Raw genomic sequence first — 16,987 nt, 5'->3', positions numbered from 1 at the left:
CTCGCCGCCGCGCGGGGCGTTCACGTCCGGCTCCAGTCGCCGGACTTGCCGCCGGTCTTCTCCTCCACCCGGACGTCCGTGATGACGGCGCCCTTGTCGACGGCCTTGACCATGTCGATGACGGTGAGCCCGGCGACGGCGACCGCGGTCAGCGCCTCCATCTCCACGCCGGTGCGGTCGGTCGTCTTGACGGTGGCCAGGATCTCCACGGCGTCGTCGGCGACCGACAGGTCGACCTTCACCCCGGAGACGGCCAGCGGGTGGCAGAGCGGGATCAGGTCGGGGGTCTTCTTCGCCCCCATGATCCCGGCGATCCGCGCGGTGGCGAGGGCGTCGCCCTTCGGTACGCCCTCGCCCCGCAGCAGCTCGATCACCCGGGGGGAGACGAGGACGCGCCCACTGGCGCGGGCGGTCCGGGTGGTGACGTCCTTCGCCGAGACGTCGACCATCCGGGCCGCCCCGGCCTCGTCGATGTGCGTCAGCCTGCTGTGCTGAGGGGGTCGGGGGGACTCCCCCCGGGAAAACGCTGCCATAGGTTCGTGCCGCTCCCGCTCCGGGCCCCGCAAGGGCCTGTGTGGTGCAACACGCTACCCGCACCCGGCGGTCCTCAGCCGAGCAGGACCACTTCGAGCTCGGCCCCCGGCTCCACCGCGGTCACGTCCTCCGGTACGACGATCAGCGAGTCGGCGTGCGCCAGGGCCGCGATCAGGTGGGACCCCGTACCGCCGACCGGGCTGACCGTCCCGGTCTCCGCGTCGTACGCGCCGCGCAGGAACTGGCGGCGCCCGGCCGGGGAGCCGATCGCCCGGTCCGCCTTCAGCACCGCCCGAACGGCCGGACGGCTGACGTCGGGCAGGCCCATCAGCGCCCGGATGGCGGGGCGCACGAACAGCTCGAAGGAGACATAGGACGACACCGGGTTGCCGGGCAGCGCCAGCAGCGGGGTGTGGTCGGGGCCGATGGTGCCGAAGCCCTGCGGCTTGCCCGGCTGCATGGCCAGCTTGCGGAAGTCGATCCCGCCGCCGGCCACCTCGTCGGAGCCGGTGGAGACGGCCGTCAGCGCCTCCTTGACCACGTCGTACGCGCCGACGCTGACCCCGCCCGTGGTGACCAGCAGGTCGGCCCGGACGAGCTGGTCCTCGATGGTGGCGCGCAGCGTGTCCGCGTCGTCGGCGACGGCGCCGACCCGGTAGGCGATGGCCCCGGCGTCCCGCGCGGCGGCCGCGAGGGCGAAGCTGTTGGAGTCGTAGATGGCCCCGGCGGTGAGCGGCTCCCCCGGCTGGACGAGTTCGCTGCCGGTGGACAGGACGACCACCCGGGGCCGCGGCCGGACCCGGACGCTGCCCCGCCCGATGGCGGCCAGCAGCGCGATCTGCGGCGGGCCGAGCACCGTGCCGGCGGCCAGCGCCAGGTCCCCGGCCTGTACGTCGCTGCCGCGCGAGCGGACGTGCGCCCGGGCCTCGGCGGCGCGGTGCACCCGTACCTCACCGCCCGCGCCCTCGGGCGCCGCGCTGGCCGGGGTCATCCCCGAGGCGGCGCCGCCCCCCGTGCCGCCGTCGGTCCACTCGACCGGCACGACGGCCTCCGCGCCGGGCGGCAGCGGGGCGCCGGTCATGATGCGGGCGGCCTGGCCGGGGCCGACGGTGGGCAGCTCACCGCTGCCCGCCGCGACGTCACCGATCACCGTCAGCACCGCGGGGAACTCCTCGCTCGCCCCCTGGACGTCGGCCACCCGGACGGCGTAACCGTCCATGGAGCTGTTGTCGAAGGGCGGCAGGGCGACGGGCACGGTGACGTCCTCGACCAGGACACAGCCCTGGGCGTCGAGCAGCTGGAGTTCGATGGGCTCCAGCGGCCGGACGGCGGCGAGGACGTCCGCGAGGTGCTCGTCCACCGACCACAGCCGGTGCGGGCCGGTGTCCTGCGGTGCGTCGGGGCTGCTCAAGGTGCTACATCTCCTCCGTGACGTAACGGTGAAGCCAGGTACGGAACTCGGGGCCGAGGTCCTCCCGCTCGCAGGCGAGTCGGACGATGGCCCGCAGGTAGTCACCGCGGTCCCCGGTGTCGTAGCGGCGGCCCCGGAAGACCACGCCGTGCACCGGGCCGCCCACGCTCTCGTCGGCGGCAAGCTTCTGCAGGGCGTCGGTCAGTTGGATCTCGTTGCCGCGGCCCGGCTCGGTCTCCCGCAGTATGCCGAAGATCGCGGGGTTGAGGACATAGCGTCCGATGACCGCGTAGTTGCTGGGGGCGTCCGCCGGCTCCGGCTTCTCGACGAGTCCGGTGATCCGCACGACGTCCGCCTGGTCGGTCGGCTCGATGGCGGCGCAACCGTAGAGGTGCACGTTGGCCGGGTCGACCTCCATCAGGGCGATGACGGTGCCGCCGGTGCGGCCGTGGACATCGACCATCTGGCGCAGCAGCGGGTCGCGGGGGTCGATCAGGTCGTCGCCGAGCAGGACCGCGAAGGGCTCGTCGCCGACGTGCGGCTCGGCGCACAGCACGGCGTGGCCGAGGCCGCGCGGGTCGCCCTGGCGGACGTAGTGCATGGTGGCCAGGTCGCTGGATTCCTGGACCTTCTTGAGCCGGTCGTCGTCGCCCTTGGCGATGAGGGCGGACTCCAGCTCGTAGTTGCGGTCGAAGTGGTCTTCGAGGGCGCGCTTGTTACGTCCTGTGATCATGAGTACGTCGTCGAGTCCCGCCGAGACGGCCTCTTCGACCACGTATTGGATGGCGGGCTTGTCCACGACCGGAAGCATTTCCTTCGGGGTTGCCTTGGTCGCCGGAAGGAAGCGAGTGCCGAGGCCCGCGGCCGGGATGACGGCCTTCTTGATCACGGGGTGCAACTGATTCATGCGCAGAACGATAGTGGGTTACGCGGACACGCCAGGTCAGATTCCGGGGAGAAGCTCCCGGTCTGCGGCGATTCGGAAGGAAATCTGATTCAGCTGTGGTAGACAACCGGTCGGACCCGTCCGACGACAGGCCGGCCCGCGTGGCCGAGAAGGCGGCCTTGCGCCGCGAGCTGCTCGCCGCCCGCCGGGCCCGGTCCCCCGAGTCGCGCCGTACGGCGGCCCGCGCGCTGGCCCGCTCGGCCCTCGCGCTGCCCGAACTGGCCGGAGCGGCAACGGTGGCGGCGTACGTCTCCGTCGGCACGGAACCCGGCACCCGCGACCTGCTGGACGCGCTGCGGACCGCCGGGAAACGGGTGCTGCTGCCGCGGCTGCTGCCCGACAACGACCTCGACTGGGCCGAGTACGAGGGCCCGAGGCGTCTCACCGAGACCGCGCACGTCGGGAAGATGGCGCTGCTGGAGCCCGCCGGACCGGCCCTCGGCCCGGACGCGGTGACCGGGGCGGACGCCGTCCTGCTGCCGGGCCTCGCGGTCGACGCGCGCGGGATGCGGCTCGGCCGCGGCGGGGGCTCGTACGACAGGGTGCTGGAGCGACTGGAACGGGCCGGGGCGCACCCCGCCCTGGTGGTGCTCCTCTACGACGAAGAGGTGGTCGCGCGGGTCCCGGAGGAACCGCACGACCACCCCGTCCGGGCGGTGGCCACCCCGTCGGGGGTGATCCGCTTCTGAGCGCCCGCCGCTACGGCGCTACGGCTTGAGCGTCAGGGTGTCGACCGTGGCCTTGTCCACGGCCGCCTTCCCGAACGGCCAGTCCAGCAGCTCGCCCTTGGCCCAGAGCGTGGTCTGGTCCGTGTAGTGGGCGTTGTACGCGTGCCCCGAGGCACCCGTCAGGTTGATCCAGCGGGACTTGTCGAGGTCGTTGAGGTTGACGACCATCCGCATCGACGGCACCCAGGTGACCCCGTAGCCGCTGGATGCGTTCCAGCCGGTGGCGTTGACGGTGGCCTCGCCGCCGCCCAGGTTCCACGGACCGCGGTTCAACAGCCACCGCATGAAGCCGGGGCCCTCGGTGCCGATCGTCTGGTTCTTGAGCGTCAGCTGGTGCAGTCGGCCCCAGCTCCAGGTGGACTGGTCCTTGCCGAGCTTGGCGGTCAGCTCCCATCGGGCGTCCTTCATGGCCCGCGCGAACAGCTCGTCGCGGGTCGTGGTCGCCTTCTCCCGCACGGTGCCGGGCGACGTCCACCACGGCGACTTCTCGTCCTTGACCAGCCGGCGGACCACCTCGAACCAGCGGTCTCCACCGTCCGGCTGCGCCGAGTCGGCGCCGCGGGTGCCGCATTCGCGGACGACGTCGGCGAGGTCGTCGGCAGGCCCGTTGCCGCTGTCCTGGACGTTCATGCAGCTGCTCGTGACGCGCAGCTCCTTCGGCATCTTGTCGCCGAACGCCCGCTTGAGGATGTTGCGCCACACCGCGTTGAAGTAGGCGGCCGCCGCCGAGTCGGGCTCCTGGGTGTAGTTCCAGTCCTCCAGCAGCTTCTGCGCCGAGCGCACGTCCGGGTCGGAGACCGGGATCTTGGCCAGCATCGGGGTCAGCAGCGCGGCGATCTCGCTGCTGTTGTCCATCTGCATGGTGCGCATGTCGTCGGTGGAGATCTTGCCGTTGTCCTTGGTCTTCGCCTCGATGAGGTCGTTGATCCGCTGGCTCCGGGCGCCGTAACCCCAGTCGGTGGTCAGCACGTACGGGTACTTGCCCGCGGCGGTGCCGCTCTCGGTCACGGCCTGGTTGGCCGTCACTATGTAGCCGCGCGCGGGGTTGAGGTCGTACGGCATCTCGTCCTGGGGGACGTAGCCGGTCGTGCCGTCCTTGCCGCCCTTCCAGGCGTACTTCGGGTCCCAGCCGGGCGCCGGCATGCGGCCGTCGCCGGCGCCGCGGATCGGGATGCGGCCCGGGGCCTGGTAGCCGATGTTGCCGTTGAGGCCCTTGTTGTCGGCGTAGATCAGGTTCTGGGACGGCACCTCGAAGTCGCGCGCGGCGGCGCGGAAGGCGGCGAAGTCCTTGGCGCGGTCGAGCTTGAAGACCGCGTCCATCGACTTGCCCGGGTCCAGCGCCGTCCAGCGCAGGGCCACGCCGTAGCCGTCGCCGCGGTCGGGTGCGGAGCCGGAGACCGGGGCGCGGGAGCCGACGGTGGCGAGTTCGTCGCTGCGGTCGGAGATCAGCGGGCCGTTGTTGGTGGTGCGGACCGTGATGCGCTTGCTCTTGCCGCCCGCGACCTTGATCTCCTCCTCACGGGTCGTGAAGGGGACCACCTTGTTGTCGTAGACGTAGCCGTCGGGCTTGATCTGCTCCAGGTAGAGGTCGGTGACGTCGGCGCCGAGGTTGGTCATGCCCCAGGCGATGTCGGCGTTGTGGCCGATGACCACGCCCGGCATGCCGGAGAAGGTGAAGCCGGCGACGTCGTACTGGCACCGGGGCGAGGCCGCACGGCAGTGCAGGCCCATCTGGTACCAGACGGAGGGCAGCTGCGGCGAGAGGTGCGGGTCGTTCGCGAGCAGCGGCTTGCCGGTGGTCGTGTACTTGCCCGCGACGACCCAGGAGTTGGAGCCGATTCCGCTGCCGTTGGGGCCGAGGATGGCGGGGATCTCGTCCAGGGTCTTGGCGAGGGAGGACAGCTGGGTACGCAGGCCGACGCTCGCGCCCTGGGCGGAGGCGTTGTCGGCGAGGCCGGTGGTGATGCCGCCGTTCGGGGTGGCCTGAGAGCCGGTGGTCGTACCCGTGCCCGTGCCCGTCCCGCCCGTCGAGCCCGTACCGGTGCCGGTGCCGGTGGCGCCCGTGCCGGTGGCGCCCGCGGCCGCCGTGCCCTGGGGCGTGTACTTGCCGCCCGCGACGGAGCCGCCCTCGACGATCGGCTTGTTCCGGTCGAAGGGGTACGGCGGGTAGAGGTCGTCGATCTGCTGCGGCGTGAGCTTGCCGGCCATCAGCGATCGGTCGATCTCGTCCTGCATGTTGCCGCGCAGGTCCCAGGCCATCGCCTTGAGCCAGGCCACCGAGTCCACCGGCGTCCACGGCTCCGGCGTGTAGTCGCCGGTCAGCTTGAGGGCCGCGTGCTCCACGGAGAGGTCCTTGCCGGACTTCCCCTTGAGGTAGGCGTTGACCCCGTCGGCGTACGCCTGGAGGTACTTCTTCGTCTCCGGTGAGAGCTTGGTGTCGTACTCGGCCTGCGCGACCTGGCGCCAGCCCAGCGTGCGCAGGAAGGCGTCGGTCTCGACCTGGCCGGAGCCGAACATCTCGGAGAGCCGCCCGGAGGTCATGTGGCGGCGGACGTCCATCTCCCAGAAGCGGTCCTGCGCGTGGACGAAGCCCTGCGCGCGGAACAGGTCCTCGTCGTTGTCGGCGTAGAGCTGCGGAATCCCGTGCTCGTCGCGTTTGACGTCGACGGTCCCGGTCAGGCCGGGCAGCTTGAGGGAGCCGGTGGTCTGGGGATAGGAGGCACGGACGCCGTCGACGCTCCAGTACGCCCCGTAGCCGAGTCCCGCCAAGAGCGCCAGGACCATGACGAGCACGATCAGACGTGCGCGTCGTCCCTTCTTCTTGACGGAAGGGCCGGATGAGTTGGCGGGCATCGCTGTCCTTAGAGGGGCAGGGTGGTCCTGGGATTGCTGGAAGCAACCATAGGCGCAGGACCACCCCCGGTGATCCGCCAGGGGTAGCGGTCCTGAGGACAGGGGCGGAGCGGCGTTTCACAATGTGGTTGTCGAGTAAAGACTCCGTCAAAGATTAGGTAAGGTAACGAAAGTTGCTTGTCGCACGTGCCTCCGGAGGAACGTTCCGTCAGGGCACATGAGGGAAAGGGCCGCCCGCTGACCGTCCACCTGCTCAATGAGCTCCTGCTGGTCTGCTCGCTCGTGCTGCTCGTCGCGGTAGCGGCGGTACGCGTCTCCTCGCGCAGCGGTCTTCCCAGCCTGCTCATCTACCTCGGCATAGGCATAGCGATAGGCCAGGACGGCATAGGCAATGTCGTGTTCGACAACGCCGAGCTGACCCAGGTCATCGGCTACGCCGCGCTCGTCGTGATCCTCGCCGAGGGTGGTCTGGGCACCAAGTGGAAAGAGATCAAGCCGGCCCTGCCGGCGGCGAGCGTCCTGTCCCTGGTCGGGGTCGCGGTCAGCGTGGGGGTAACGGCGGCGGGGGCGCACTACCTGGTCGGGCTGGAGTGGCGCCAGGCCCTGCTGATCGGCGCGGTCGTCTCCTCGACCGACGCGGCGGCCGTCTTCTCGGTGCTGCGCAAGGTGCCGCTCCCCTCCCGGGTGACGGGTGTGCTGGAAGCGGAGTCCGGCTTCAACGACGCCCCGGTGGTCATCCTGGTGGTGTCCTTCGCGACCGTCGGGCCGGTGGACGAGTGGTACGTCCTGATCGGCAAGATCGCGCTGGAGCTGGCCATCGGCATCGCCATCGGCCTGACGGTGGGCTTCCTCGGCGCGTACGGCCTGCGGCACGTGGCACTGCCCGCCTCCGGCCTCTACCCGATCGCGGTGATGGCCATCGCCATCACGGCGTACGCGGCCGGCGCGCTGGCGCACGGCTCCGGCTTCCTCGCGGTGTACCTGGCGGCGATGGTCCTCGGCAACGCGAAGCTGCCGCACTGGCCCGCCACCAGGGGGTTCGCGGACGGGCTCGGCTGGATCGCCCAGATCGGCATGTTCGTCCTGCTCGGCCTGCTGGTGACCCCGCACGAGCTGGCGGGCGACTTCTGGCCGGCGGTGATCATCGGGCTGGTGCTGACGATGGTGGCGCGGCCGCTGTCGGTCTTCCTCAGCCTGCTGCCGTTCCGCAATCCCTGGCAGGAGCAGGCCCTGATGTCGTGGGCGGGCCTGCGCGGCGCCGTGCCCATCATCTTGGCCACGATCCCGATGGTGACCGGGATCGAGGGCAGCGACCGGGTCTTCAACATCGTCTTCGTGCTCGTCGTCGTCTACACGCTGGTCCAGGGGCCGACCCTGCCGTGGCTGGCGCGCAAGCTCGAACTCGGCGACACCGACGAGGCCGCGGCGGACCTGGGCATCGAGTCCGCCCCGTTGGAGAAGCTGCGCGGGCACCTGCTGTCGTTCGCCATACCGCCGGCCTCGCGGATGCACGGGGTGGAGGTCGGCGAGCTGCGGCTGCCGGCCGGGGCGTCGGTGACGCTGGTGGTCCGGGACGCGAAGAGCTTCGTACCGGCGCCGTCCACGGTGCTGCGCCGGGGGGACGAGCTGCTGGTGGTGGCCACGGACCAGGTACGGGACGCGGCGGAGGCGCGGCTGCGGGCGGTCGCCCGGGGCGGCAAGCTCGCCGGATGGCTGGGCACGGGGCCCGACGGCGCGTGAACGGCGGCCCGGACGGGCCGGGGCAGGCCGGAACGGAGCGTTAGAGCGACGTTCTAAATCTGTGATTTCGCGGTTCGGTGGGGGACTCTGCCCTGTTTTGGGGGCACGTGGAATGCGAACTTCCAGTTAATCGCAGGTGAAGACATCCCTTGTCGCCGGAATCACAGGGCGTCGAAGGCGGTCTGCCTGTACGATAAAGGCACACCACATCGAACCAACTCTGCCTGACGCAGAGCTGGCGCGACCGCAAAGCGGCCGTGGCTCCCTCCCGCAGTGGGCGCCCAGGTATCACTCGGTTCTGCGCAAGAGGACAGCTCTCGGGGCTCCCACATGTACGGGTGCGACTCGCTCACAAGGCGATGCACCGTCCGCAGACGGGGAGTTCTACCAGGCAGCGGAAAGGCAAGGCCGTGACATCCGCGGTCACGACCGACACGTCCGCCCGCCCCGGCTACGGGCAGCTCCTGCGCACGCCCGGCGCCCTCGGCTTCCTGCTCCCGGGATTCGCCGCCCGACTGCCCTTCGGCATGCTGACCATCAGCATCCTGCTGCTCGTCCAGCACACCACCGGCTCCTACGCGAACGCCGGCATCGTCGCCGCCGTCACCGGCATCTCCATGGCGCTGTGCGCCCCCGTGATGGGCAACCTCACCGACAAGCACGGCCAGAGCGCCGTCCTGCTGCCGGTCGTCCTCGTCCACGCCACCGCCGTGAGCGCCCTGGCCGCGCTCGCCCTGCTCGGCGCGCCCGTCCTGGCCCTCGCCGCCGCCGCGATCCCCGCCGGCGCCTCGGTGCCGCAGGTCGGCCCGATGGTCCGGGCCCGCTGGGCCGCCACGCTCGGCGGGAACGCCGCCCAGGCCGAGGGCTCCCGGGGAAGCTCGCCGCTGCTGGCGACCGCCGCCGCGTTCGAGTCCGTCACCGACGAGTTCACCTTCGTCGTCGGCCCGGTCCTCGCGACCGCGCTGTGCACCGGCCTGCACCCCTCGGCCGGCCTCATCACCGAGGCCGCCCTGTCGCTGATCGGCGGCCTGTTGTTCGCCGCCCGGCGTGCCGGCCAGCCCAAGGCGCACGCGCAGACCGCCACCGGCACCAAGCGCGCCGCGGCCCTGTCCTTCCCCGGTCTGCGCGTCCTGATCGTCGCCTTCCTCGGGATCGGCGCCGTCTTCGGCGGCATGCAGGTCTCGATGGCCGCCTTCTCCAACGAGATGGGCGACCCGGGTGCGAACGGCCTGCTGTACGGGGTCTTCGCGGCGGGCAACATGATCGCCGGCATCGTCTGCGGCGCCGTCGCCTGGAAGATCGGTCCGCGCCGCCGGCTGCTGCTGGGCTACATCGGGCTGACCGCCGCAGCGTCGCTGCTGTGGACCGCCGACTCGATGGTCCTGCTGGCCGGGCTGGGGCTGCTCGTCGGCCTGTGCATCGCCCCGGCCCTGATCACCGGCTACACGATGATCGAGTCGCTGATCCCGGCGAACGCCCGCACCGAGGCGTTCACCTGGCTGACCGGCGCGGTCGCCTTCGGGCAGGCCATCGCCGTGATCGTGGCCGGCCGGCTGACGGACGCGCACGGATCCGCGTACGGGTTCCTCGTGCCGGCCGCCGCCACGGCGCTGGCGCTGGTCACGCTGCTGTCGCTGCGGGCCAAGCTCGCGCCGAAGGCGGCGAGCCGGGTCGTCGGCTCGTCGGGCGTCCCGGAGAACCGGGAGGCCCGCGAGAGCCACGAGAACCGGGTGCAGCAGCGGGACCTCAGCACGGTCTGAGGGTGGTATCGGTCACCGCACGGCCGAGATCGGTGGACTGTTCCGCCGGAATACGTCACCATGGAGCGTCGTTAGCACTCATTGAGTGAGAGTGCCAGGAGGAAATTCGTGCCGACCTACCAGTACCAGTGCACCGAGTGCGGTGAGGGCCTTGAGGCCGTGCAGAAGTTCACCGATGACGCGCTGACCGTGTGCCCGAACTGCGACGGACGCCTGAAGAAGGTGTTCTCCGCGGTCGGCATCGTCTTCAAGGGCTCCGGTTTCTACCGGAACGACAGCCGTGGCGCGTCGTCGAGCAGCACGCCGGCGACGAAGCCCGCCGCGGCGTCCACCGCCGCCCCGGCCGCCGCCCCGGCCTCCTCGTCGTCGTCGACTTCGAGCGCGAGCACGAGCAGCAGTTCCAGCTCGGCCGCCTGACGCCGTCCGATTTCCGTAAGGCCCCGCCGCCCTCCTGGGCGGCGGGGCCTTGCGCGTGCCCGGCTAATGTGACCGTATGGCGAACGCAGAGATCGGTGTCATCGGCGGCTCGGGCTTCTACTCCTTCCTGGAGGACGTCTCCGAAATCCGGGTGAAGACCCCTTACGGGCCCCCGAGCGACTCGCTGTACCTGGGCGAGCTGGCCGGCCGGTCGGTGGCGTTCCTGCCGCGGCACGGGCGCGGCCACACCGTGCCGCCCCACAAGATCAACTACCGCGCCAACCTGTGGGCGCTCCGCTCGGTCGGCGTGCGTCAGGTGCTGGGTCCCTGCGCGGTGGGCGGACTGCGGGCCGAGTACGGTCCGGGCACGCTGCTGGTGCCGGACCAACTGGTGGACCGTACCAAGTCCCGCGTGCAGACCTTCTTCGACGGGGAACCGCTGCCCGACGGGTCGGTGCCCAACGTCGTGCACACGACCTTCGCCGACCCGTACTGCCCGGTGGGCCGGGCGGCGGCGATGGGCGCGGCGCGCGGCAGGGGTTGGGAGCCGGTGGACGGCGGCACGATGGTCGTGGTGGAGGGCCCCCGGTTCTCGACGCGCGCCGAGTCGCTCTTCCACGCGGCCATGGGCTGGTCCGTGGTCGGCATGACGGGGCACCCGGAGGCCGTCCTCGCGCGCGAGCTCGGGCTCTGCTACACCTCGATGGCCCTGGTCACGGACCTGGACGCGGGCGCCGAGACGGGCGAGGGCGTCTCCCACACGGAGGTGCTGAAGGTGTTCGGCGAGAACGTCGGGCGGCTGCGGGAGGTCCTGTTCGACGCGGTCGCGGCCCTGCCGCGGACGGAGTCCCGGGACTGCCTGTGCACGCACGCGCACGACGGCTGGGACCTGGGCATCGCGCTGCCGTAGCGACGCGCCCCCACCCCTCGGGGTGACGGGGTTTTCCACAACCTGGGGACCGTCCACAGGCGCGAGCGGGATACGCCGCCGGGGCGGATCGTGAGGGGTGTCCGGACGCCGGGTCCGGACACCGAACTCACAGCCAGGCGGTGTTCAGCATGTCCGGGTACCTCTCCGCGTCCCCTTCGGCGCCTTCGTCCCCTTCTTCCACGTCTTCCACGTCTTCTGCGTCTTCCACGTCCGCGCCCGCGCGGCCCGTGCCGCCCTTCCCGCCGCTGCGGGTGGGGCGGGGCGGGGACCGGCTCAGGCGCGCCTTGCGACGCCGGCGGCGGGCCGGGGCGGCCGGGCTGGCCGTGGTGGCGGCTGCGCTGGTGGTGGGCGGGACGGAGGCGCGGGCCTCGCGGGGCGCCGGACCGCCGGAGGCGAAACCGCCACCGGCGGTGGTGCGGATGGTGTCGGCGCCCGTGCGCATCGCCGACGGGGCCACCGTGCGGCTGCTGCGACCCGGTGACCGGGTGGACGTGGTGGCGGCGGAGCGGGCGGGACCGCCCCGGGTGGTGGCGGTCGGTGCTCGGGTCGCCGGGGTGCCGGAGCCGGAGAAGGCGTCGGGCGACGGCGGGGCCCTGGTGGTCCTGTCCGTGCCCCGGGAGACCGCGCGGGCCCTCGTGGGCGCGGGCAGTGTGGCACGGCTGGCGGTGACGTTGTGCTGAATCGGACAAGCGCGCGGTCGGGCCGCCTCGGGGCGGGCATCGATTGGACACGCGGGGGCCCGACTGCCGTAGTTTTCGGAACCGTCGGCTCCGTGTTCCGTAGATGCGAGATGAGGCTCAGTCGTGAGCAAGAAGAACGAGAGCGTCCTGGCGGGCTTCAAGGCCTTCCTGATGCGCGGCAACGTCGTCGACCTGGCGGTGGCCGTGGTCATCGGCGCCGCGTTCACCAACATCGTGAACTCGGTGGTGAAGGGGATCATCAGTCCGGTGGTCGGCGCGGTCGGCACGCAGAGCCTGGAGGGCTACTCGTCCTGCCTGAAGGCACCGTGCGGCGTCGACGCGAAGGGGGAGCCGACCGGCGTCAACATCATGTGGGGTTCGGTGCTGAACGCCACGCTGACCTTCCTGATCACCGCGGCGGTCGTCTACTTCCTGATGGTGCTGCCGATGGCCAAGTACCTGGCCCGGATGGAGGACCGGCGCAAGGCGCGCGAAGGCGTGCAGGAAACCATGGAGGTCACCGAGTTGGAGGTCCTCAAGGAGATCCGCGACAACCTGGTCGCGCAGCGCACCGGCTCCGGTCCGGCCGGTGGCCACGTCCAGCACGTCCAGGCGCAGGGGCACGGCCAGGCACCGGGCTACGGCCAGGGGCGCGACGGCTCGATCTGAGCCCGCGCGGTCAGACGTGGTGCGGGGGCTTCTCGTCGAGGAAACGGGCCAGGTCGGCGGCGCTCCCGCCGGCCGGCGCCCGCTCGCCCCAGCCGCGGTCCGTGTCGTCCGAGGACTGCTGGTCCAGCGGGTCGCCGAAGTCGAGCTTCGGCTTGGGCTTCGGGGCGGGCTTCGGCTCGGGCCTCGCCGCCGGGTCCGGTGCGGTGGTGGCGGCCTCGGGGCCGGTCGGGGAGCCCGACGGGTCCGCGGGGTCCCGGCGGTCGGAGGAGGGGGCGGCGCTCATGCCTCCAGGGTACGGCCGCTCCCGCCGGCGGTCGGTCGGTCGGTCGGGGGCGGCCGTACCCCCGCGGGCGTAGCACCGCCGGCGCACGGCAGACAGGAGGCGTACAAGGACCCTGAGGGCGTCGTCGATACGCCGTCGGGGTGAGGTGGTACGGGACCACGGGGCGGGCCGGTTTTCGCCGCCGGGGTCCGCGCGCCTCGGCTCTCGGCCGCCGTACGGCTGCTGTCCTGAGCGCCATGATCTACGTACAGATGACCGCCCGGCGGCCGGACGAGGCGCACCGGACCGCGACGCCGCTTGAACTGTTCTTCGACCTCTGCTTCGTCGTCGCCGTCGCGCAGGCCGGCGCCCGGCTGGTCCACGCACTCGCCGCGGGCCACGTCGGCGCCGGCATCACCGGCTACCTCTTCGTCTTCTTCGGGGTCTTCTGGGCCTGGATCAACTTCTCCTGGTTCGCCTCCGCCTACGACTGCGACGACATCCCGTACCGGCTGGCGACCCTCGTCCAGATCTCCGGTGTGCTGATCTACGCGGCCGGGGTGCCGCGCGCCTTCGACCGCCAGGACTGGACCGTCGCGATCCTCGGCTACGTGGTGATGCGCGTCGCGCTCACCGCGCAGTGGCTGCGCGCCGCCGCCGGTGAGAGCGGCGCGGCCCGCCGTTCGGCGCTGCTCTACGCCGCCGGCCTGGTGGTGTGCCAGGCCGGGTGGATCGCGCTGCTCGCGGCCCCCGCAGGAGCGCGGCGTTGGCTGTTCCTGGTACTGGTCCTGGCCGAGATCTCGGTCCCGGTGATCGCGGAGCGGAACCACCAGACGTCCTGGCACCCGCACCACATCGTGGAGCGGTACGGCCTGTTCACGCTGATCGTCCTCGGCGAGACGGTCTCCGCCAGCACCGTCGCCGTGCAGTCCGCCCTCGACGAGCACGAGGCGCTGGGCGTGCTGCTGCCGATCGCGGCCGGCGGCCTGCTGATCGTGTTCGCCGCCTGGTGGATCTACTTCGCGGTCCCCGCGCACGAACGGCTGGCCACCAACCGGCAGGCGATCCCGTGGGGGTACGGGCACTACGTGATCCTCGGCTCGGCGGCGGCCATCGGCGCGGGGATGGAAGTGTCCGTCGAGCACGCGGTGGGCACGGCGCACATCTCGCAGTTGGCGGCCGACCTGGCGGTCACCGTGCCCACCGCCCTCTACCTGGCGGCCGTCTGGTTCCTGCACGCCCGCCACTTCAAGCGCACCACGGCCCAACAACTGCTGCTGCCGCTCTCCGCCCTGGCGATCCTCGCCTGCGCCTGGACCGGGGAGTACGCGGTGCTGTGGGCCGGGCTGCTCATGGCGGCCTCGGTCGCGGTGGGCGTGACCTTGACCGAGCGGACGCGTTCTGGTGCGTGAGTAGAGACGGTCGGGGGCGGTACGGCGACTGCGCCGACGACGAGGAAGTAGGTGCGGGCCATGACAGTCCCGACACAGCGGTACGCGGACCGACCCGGGCAGGAGCTGGCCGATCCGGCCTTCTGGCAGCTGCCCCCCGGGGAGCGGCTGGCCGCCTTCGCCCGGCTGCGGGCGCTCGACGCCCCGGTGTTCGTGCCCGAGGGCCGCGGGCGCGGCCACTGGGCGCTCGTACGGCACGCGGACGTACAGGAGGCGAGCCGGCTGCCGAAGGTGTTCGCCAGCGCGCCCGGGGTCACGACCCCCGAACCGGCCCGCTGGGTGCGGGCGCTGTTCGGCGACTCCATGGTGAACCTGGACGGGGCCGACCACGCGCAGTTGCGCAAGATCGTGCAGCGCGCCTTCACGCCCCGGCTGCTGGCGGCGGCCGAGGCCGACATCCACGCGGTGGCGGCCGGGATCGTGGACGACGTACTGGCGCACCGGCCCGACGAGTTCGTCTCGGCGGTGGCTTCGCGACTGCCGCTGGAGGTCATCTGCAACATGATGGGCATCCCGGAGCGCTACCGGGCGGAGATCGCCGACCGGGTCAACCACGCCTCCGAGAACATCGGGGTCGAGCGCGGCCTGGCGGCGCGGTTGCGGATGCCCGGTCGGGGGCTGCGGGCGCTGGCCCGGATGCAGCGGATGGTCGCCGGCATCGGGCGCGAGCGGCGCCGGAACCCGCAGGACGACCTGATCTCCGCGCTGGTCCGGGCGAACGTGGACGGTCAGGCGCTCGGCGCCCGCCAGTTGGGGGCGTTCTTCTCGCTGCTGATGGTGGCGGGGGTGGAGACCACCCGCAACGCGATCACCCACGGTCTGACGCTGCTGACCGACTTTCCCGACCAACGTGACCTGCTGCTCGGCGACTTCGAGACGTACGCCGACGGTGCGGTGGACGAGATGATCCGCCACTCGACGCCGATCATCCAGTTCCGCCGGACGGTGACCGTCGAACACGAGCTGCGCGGCCATGCGTTCGGACCGGGCGACAAGGTCGTGCTGTACTACGCCTCCGCCAACCGCGACGAGGCGGTCTTCCCCGACCCCGACGCCTTCGACATCACCCGCTCGCCCAACCCGCACCTGGGGTTCGGGGGCGGCGGCCCGCACTTCTGCCTGGGCGCGCACCTGGCCCGGGTGGAGATGAAGGCGCTGTTCCGGGAACTGCTGACCCGGCCGGTGGGGTTGCGGGCGGTGGGCCTGCCCGACCTGGCGGGCTCCAACTTCGACAACCGGGTCCGCTCGCTCCGGTTCGCCTTCGACCGCCCCTGACAGGGGCCACGACAGAGCCACGGCGGGGCGACGACAAGGCGACGACAAGGCGGCGGCCATGCGGCGGGCGGGCCGGGCCGGGGGGCCGGCCACCGGGCAGGCTGGGGGCCCGGCGGCCGGGGAGGGGGCCCGCCGCTACTGGCGCAGGCTCTGCACCGTGATGACGCAGTGGGCGCTGCCCGTGAGCACCGCCTCGTCGCCCGCGAACGCCTGGAGGACCTCCGGGCTGACCGGCCGGCCGGGGACGGCCTCGGGCCAGGCGGTGGTGGCGAAGAGGAAGTACGCCTGCCCGCTCTCGTCGGCCGCCGCCACCCACTCGTCGGGGGCGGTGCAGGTGGCGTTCAGGCCGGGCAGGGTGAGCGCGACCTGGTTGCCCGCCAGCAGGATCTGCACCGCGAAGGTGGAGGGGTTGCGGGTGCCGTCCATGACCACGTCGCCGATGGGCAGCCCGATCTCCTCCAGCAGTCCGCGGGCCGCCGCCTCACCGGCCTCCTTGCCCTTCGGGCCGTCGCCGAGGGTGTAGGCGAGGAGGTACGGGATGTCGTGGCCTTCGGAGGGGTCGCCGATCCAGGCGAGCACCGAGAGGGTGCCGAGGTCGGACCGGTCGATTTCGGCTTGGGTTGAAGTCATGCGCCGCACCTTAGTGCTCTCTCCCGCGAGCCTTTCACGGCCTTTCACCCGGGCGGGCTACGGCGCCGCTACACCGCCCAGAATCCCCCGCCGGAATTCGCCTGGATGTTCGCGTCCTGGTACTGGAGCCGCACCACGCGCACCTTTTCCGGGATTTCGAACACCACCCAGCCTTCGGCCCGCTCCCCGACCTCCAGGGAATCGAAGACGAGCGGTTTGCCCGTGGTCAGCTCACCCGTGGGCACCACCGCGTGCCGCCCGCCGGTGCTGTCGTACGCCCACATGCGCCCGAGCGCCCCGTACGAAGCACCGCCCACGTTGACGAACGACATCGAGGCGGCGGCCCAGCGCGTCCCGGCGGCCGGCGCGAAGTTCTTGTCGACGCTGACGGCCGGGTCCACGAACGCGTTCAGCACCACCTGGAGGTGGCGCCCCACCTGGCGCCCCCGCACCCGTACGGACTCACCCACATGAGCGTCCTTCGCGGCGCCGGGCGCGGCCTGCGCGCCGGGCCCGGCCGGGTCCTCGCCGGCGCCGGGCGCCCCGTCGTCCACCGGGGCGGCGGGCGCGCCCGCCGGGGCCGGGGAGTCCCCCGCGGGCGCGGTCTGGCAGGCGGTGGCACCGAACAGCAGGCAGGGCAGGAGGGCGGCGACGACGAGGGCGGAAGCGGAGTGGCTGCGCATACGGGATCCCTTCGGGG

General features: G+C 72.0%; 16 protein-coding genes and 1 pseudogene. 9 read left to right on the top strand and 8 right to left on the bottom strand.

Features of this window, described 5'->3' with window-relative positions; translation table 11 throughout:
- Window positions 1-20 precede the first annotated feature (20 nt).
- The 3 genes from moaC to galU form a co-directional block, all read right to left on the bottom strand.
- A complete protein-coding gene (gene moaC, locus ACFVXJ_RS26800) occupies window positions 21-533 on the bottom strand; it encodes a cyclic pyranopterin monophosphate synthase MoaC (protein ID WP_389665457.1) in 513 nt (170 codons plus the stop codon).
- A 74-nt stretch (window positions 534-607) separates the two neighbouring features.
- Window positions 608-1,945: a gephyrin-like molybdotransferase Glp gene (gene glp / locus ACFVXJ_RS26795; RefSeq protein WP_389665455.1), complete on the bottom strand. Its 1,338-nt coding sequence runs from the start codon at window positions 1,943-1,945 to the stop codon at window positions 608-610.
- A 4-nt stretch (window positions 1,946-1,949) separates the two neighbouring features.
- Entirely contained in the window at window positions 1,950-2,852 is a 903-nt protein-coding gene (gene galU, locus ACFVXJ_RS26790; RefSeq protein ID WP_389665453.1) for a UTP--glucose-1-phosphate uridylyltransferase GalU, read from the bottom strand.
- Between the two features lie 95 nt (window positions 2,853-2,947).
- Between galU and ACFVXJ_RS26785 the strand changes: the two genes are divergently transcribed.
- Window positions 2,948-3,580: a 5-formyltetrahydrofolate cyclo-ligase gene (locus ACFVXJ_RS26785; protein WP_389665452.1), complete on the top strand. Its 633-nt coding sequence runs from the start codon at window positions 2,948-2,950 to the stop codon at window positions 3,578-3,580.
- 18 nt (window positions 3,581-3,598) lie between these two features.
- Here the strand turns inward: ACFVXJ_RS26785 and ACFVXJ_RS26780 are convergent, their stop codons facing one another.
- Window positions 3,599-6,472, bottom strand: a complete 2,874-nt coding sequence (locus ACFVXJ_RS26780; protein ID WP_389665450.1) for a penicillin acylase family protein — start codon at window positions 6,470-6,472, stop codon at window positions 3,599-3,601.
- Window positions 6,473-6,658: 186 nt separating this feature from the next.
- On the opposite strand from ACFVXJ_RS26780, the gene ACFVXJ_RS26775 reads away from it, so the two are divergent.
- From ACFVXJ_RS26775 to ACFVXJ_RS26760, 4 genes are all read left to right on the top strand, one after another.
- Window positions 6,659-8,212 carry a potassium/proton antiporter gene (locus ACFVXJ_RS26775; RefSeq protein WP_389665567.1) on the top strand — a complete coding sequence of 518 codons (1,554 nt, stop codon included), beginning with the start codon at window positions 6,659-6,661 and terminating at the stop codon, window positions 8,210-8,212.
- A 410-nt stretch (window positions 8,213-8,622) separates the two neighbouring features.
- A complete protein-coding gene (locus ACFVXJ_RS26770) occupies window positions 8,623-9,972 on the top strand; it encodes an MFS transporter (protein ID WP_389665448.1) in 1,350 nt (449 codons plus the stop codon).
- 108 nt (window positions 9,973-10,080) lie between these two features.
- On the top strand, window positions 10,081-10,389 hold the full coding sequence (locus ACFVXJ_RS26765; protein WP_389665446.1) for an FmdB family zinc ribbon protein: 309 nt from the start codon (window positions 10,081-10,083) through the stop codon (window positions 10,387-10,389).
- Between the two features lie 76 nt (window positions 10,390-10,465).
- Complete coding sequence (locus tag ACFVXJ_RS26760) at window positions 10,466-11,299, top strand: S-methyl-5'-thioadenosine phosphorylase (protein ID WP_389665444.1); 834 nt, start codon at window positions 10,466-10,468, stop codon at window positions 11,297-11,299.
- 127 nt (window positions 11,300-11,426) lie between these two features.
- Here ACFVXJ_RS26760 and ACFVXJ_RS26755 read toward each other — a convergent pair whose 3' ends face one another.
- Window positions 11,427-11,762: a hypothetical protein gene (locus ACFVXJ_RS26755; RefSeq protein WP_389665442.1), complete on the bottom strand. Its 336-nt coding sequence runs from the start codon at window positions 11,760-11,762 to the stop codon at window positions 11,427-11,429.
- Between ACFVXJ_RS26755 and ACFVXJ_RS26750 the strand changes: the two genes are divergently transcribed.
- Both ACFVXJ_RS26750 and mscL read left to right on the top strand, forming a co-directional pair.
- Complete coding sequence (locus ACFVXJ_RS26750; RefSeq protein WP_389665441.1) at window positions 11,755-12,000, top strand: hypothetical protein; 246 nt, start codon at window positions 11,755-11,757, stop codon at window positions 11,998-12,000. The two genes, ACFVXJ_RS26755 and ACFVXJ_RS26750, sit on opposite strands and share 8 nt — an antisense overlap.
- Window positions 12,001-12,123: 123 nt before the next feature.
- Window positions 12,124-12,669, top strand: coding sequence for a large conductance mechanosensitive channel protein MscL (mscL, locus tag ACFVXJ_RS26745; RefSeq protein ID WP_389665439.1), 546 nt, complete (start codon window positions 12,124-12,126; stop codon window positions 12,667-12,669).
- A gap of 10 nt (window positions 12,670-12,679) precedes the next feature.
- Here the strand turns inward: mscL and ACFVXJ_RS26740 are convergent.
- Window positions 12,680-12,880: pseudogene (locus tag ACFVXJ_RS26740) on the bottom strand (hypothetical protein); the annotation flags it as partial.
- Window positions 12,881-13,188: 308 nt separating this feature from the next.
- On the opposite strand from ACFVXJ_RS26740, the gene ACFVXJ_RS26735 reads away from it, so the two are divergent.
- Window positions 13,189-14,343 carry a low temperature requirement protein A gene (locus ACFVXJ_RS26735; RefSeq protein WP_389665437.1) on the top strand — a complete coding sequence of 385 codons (1,155 nt, stop codon included), beginning with the start codon at window positions 13,189-13,191 and terminating at the stop codon, window positions 14,341-14,343.
- A gap of 60 nt (window positions 14,344-14,403) precedes the next feature.
- Window positions 14,404-15,657 (top strand): cytochrome P450, encoded by a 1,254-nt coding sequence (locus ACFVXJ_RS26730; protein ID WP_389665436.1) that lies wholly within the window; start codon window positions 14,404-14,406, stop codon window positions 15,655-15,657.
- A 135-nt stretch (window positions 15,658-15,792) separates the two neighbouring features.
- Here the strand turns inward: ACFVXJ_RS26730 and ACFVXJ_RS26725 are convergent, their stop codons facing one another.
- Both ACFVXJ_RS26725 and ACFVXJ_RS26720 read right to left on the bottom strand, forming a co-directional pair.
- Window positions 15,793-16,287 carry a DUF5949 family protein gene (locus ACFVXJ_RS26725; protein WP_389665434.1) on the bottom strand — a complete coding sequence of 165 codons (495 nt, stop codon included), beginning with the start codon at window positions 16,285-16,287 and terminating at the stop codon, window positions 15,793-15,795.
- Window positions 16,288-16,355: 68 nt separating this feature from the next.
- Window positions 16,356-16,970 carry a hypothetical protein gene (locus ACFVXJ_RS26720; protein ID WP_389665432.1) on the bottom strand — a complete coding sequence of 205 codons (615 nt, stop codon included), beginning with the start codon at window positions 16,968-16,970 and terminating at the stop codon, window positions 16,356-16,358.
- Window positions 16,971-16,987: the final 17 nt, after the last annotated feature.

Source organism: Streptomyces sp. NPDC058279, assembly GCF_042881255.1.
In the GTDB taxonomy this organism is placed as follows: Bacteria; Actinomycetota; Actinomycetes; order Streptomycetales; family Streptomycetaceae; genus Streptomyces.
Note: the sequence above shows the minus strand (reverse complement) of the source record. Positions and strands in the feature narration are given on the sequence as shown.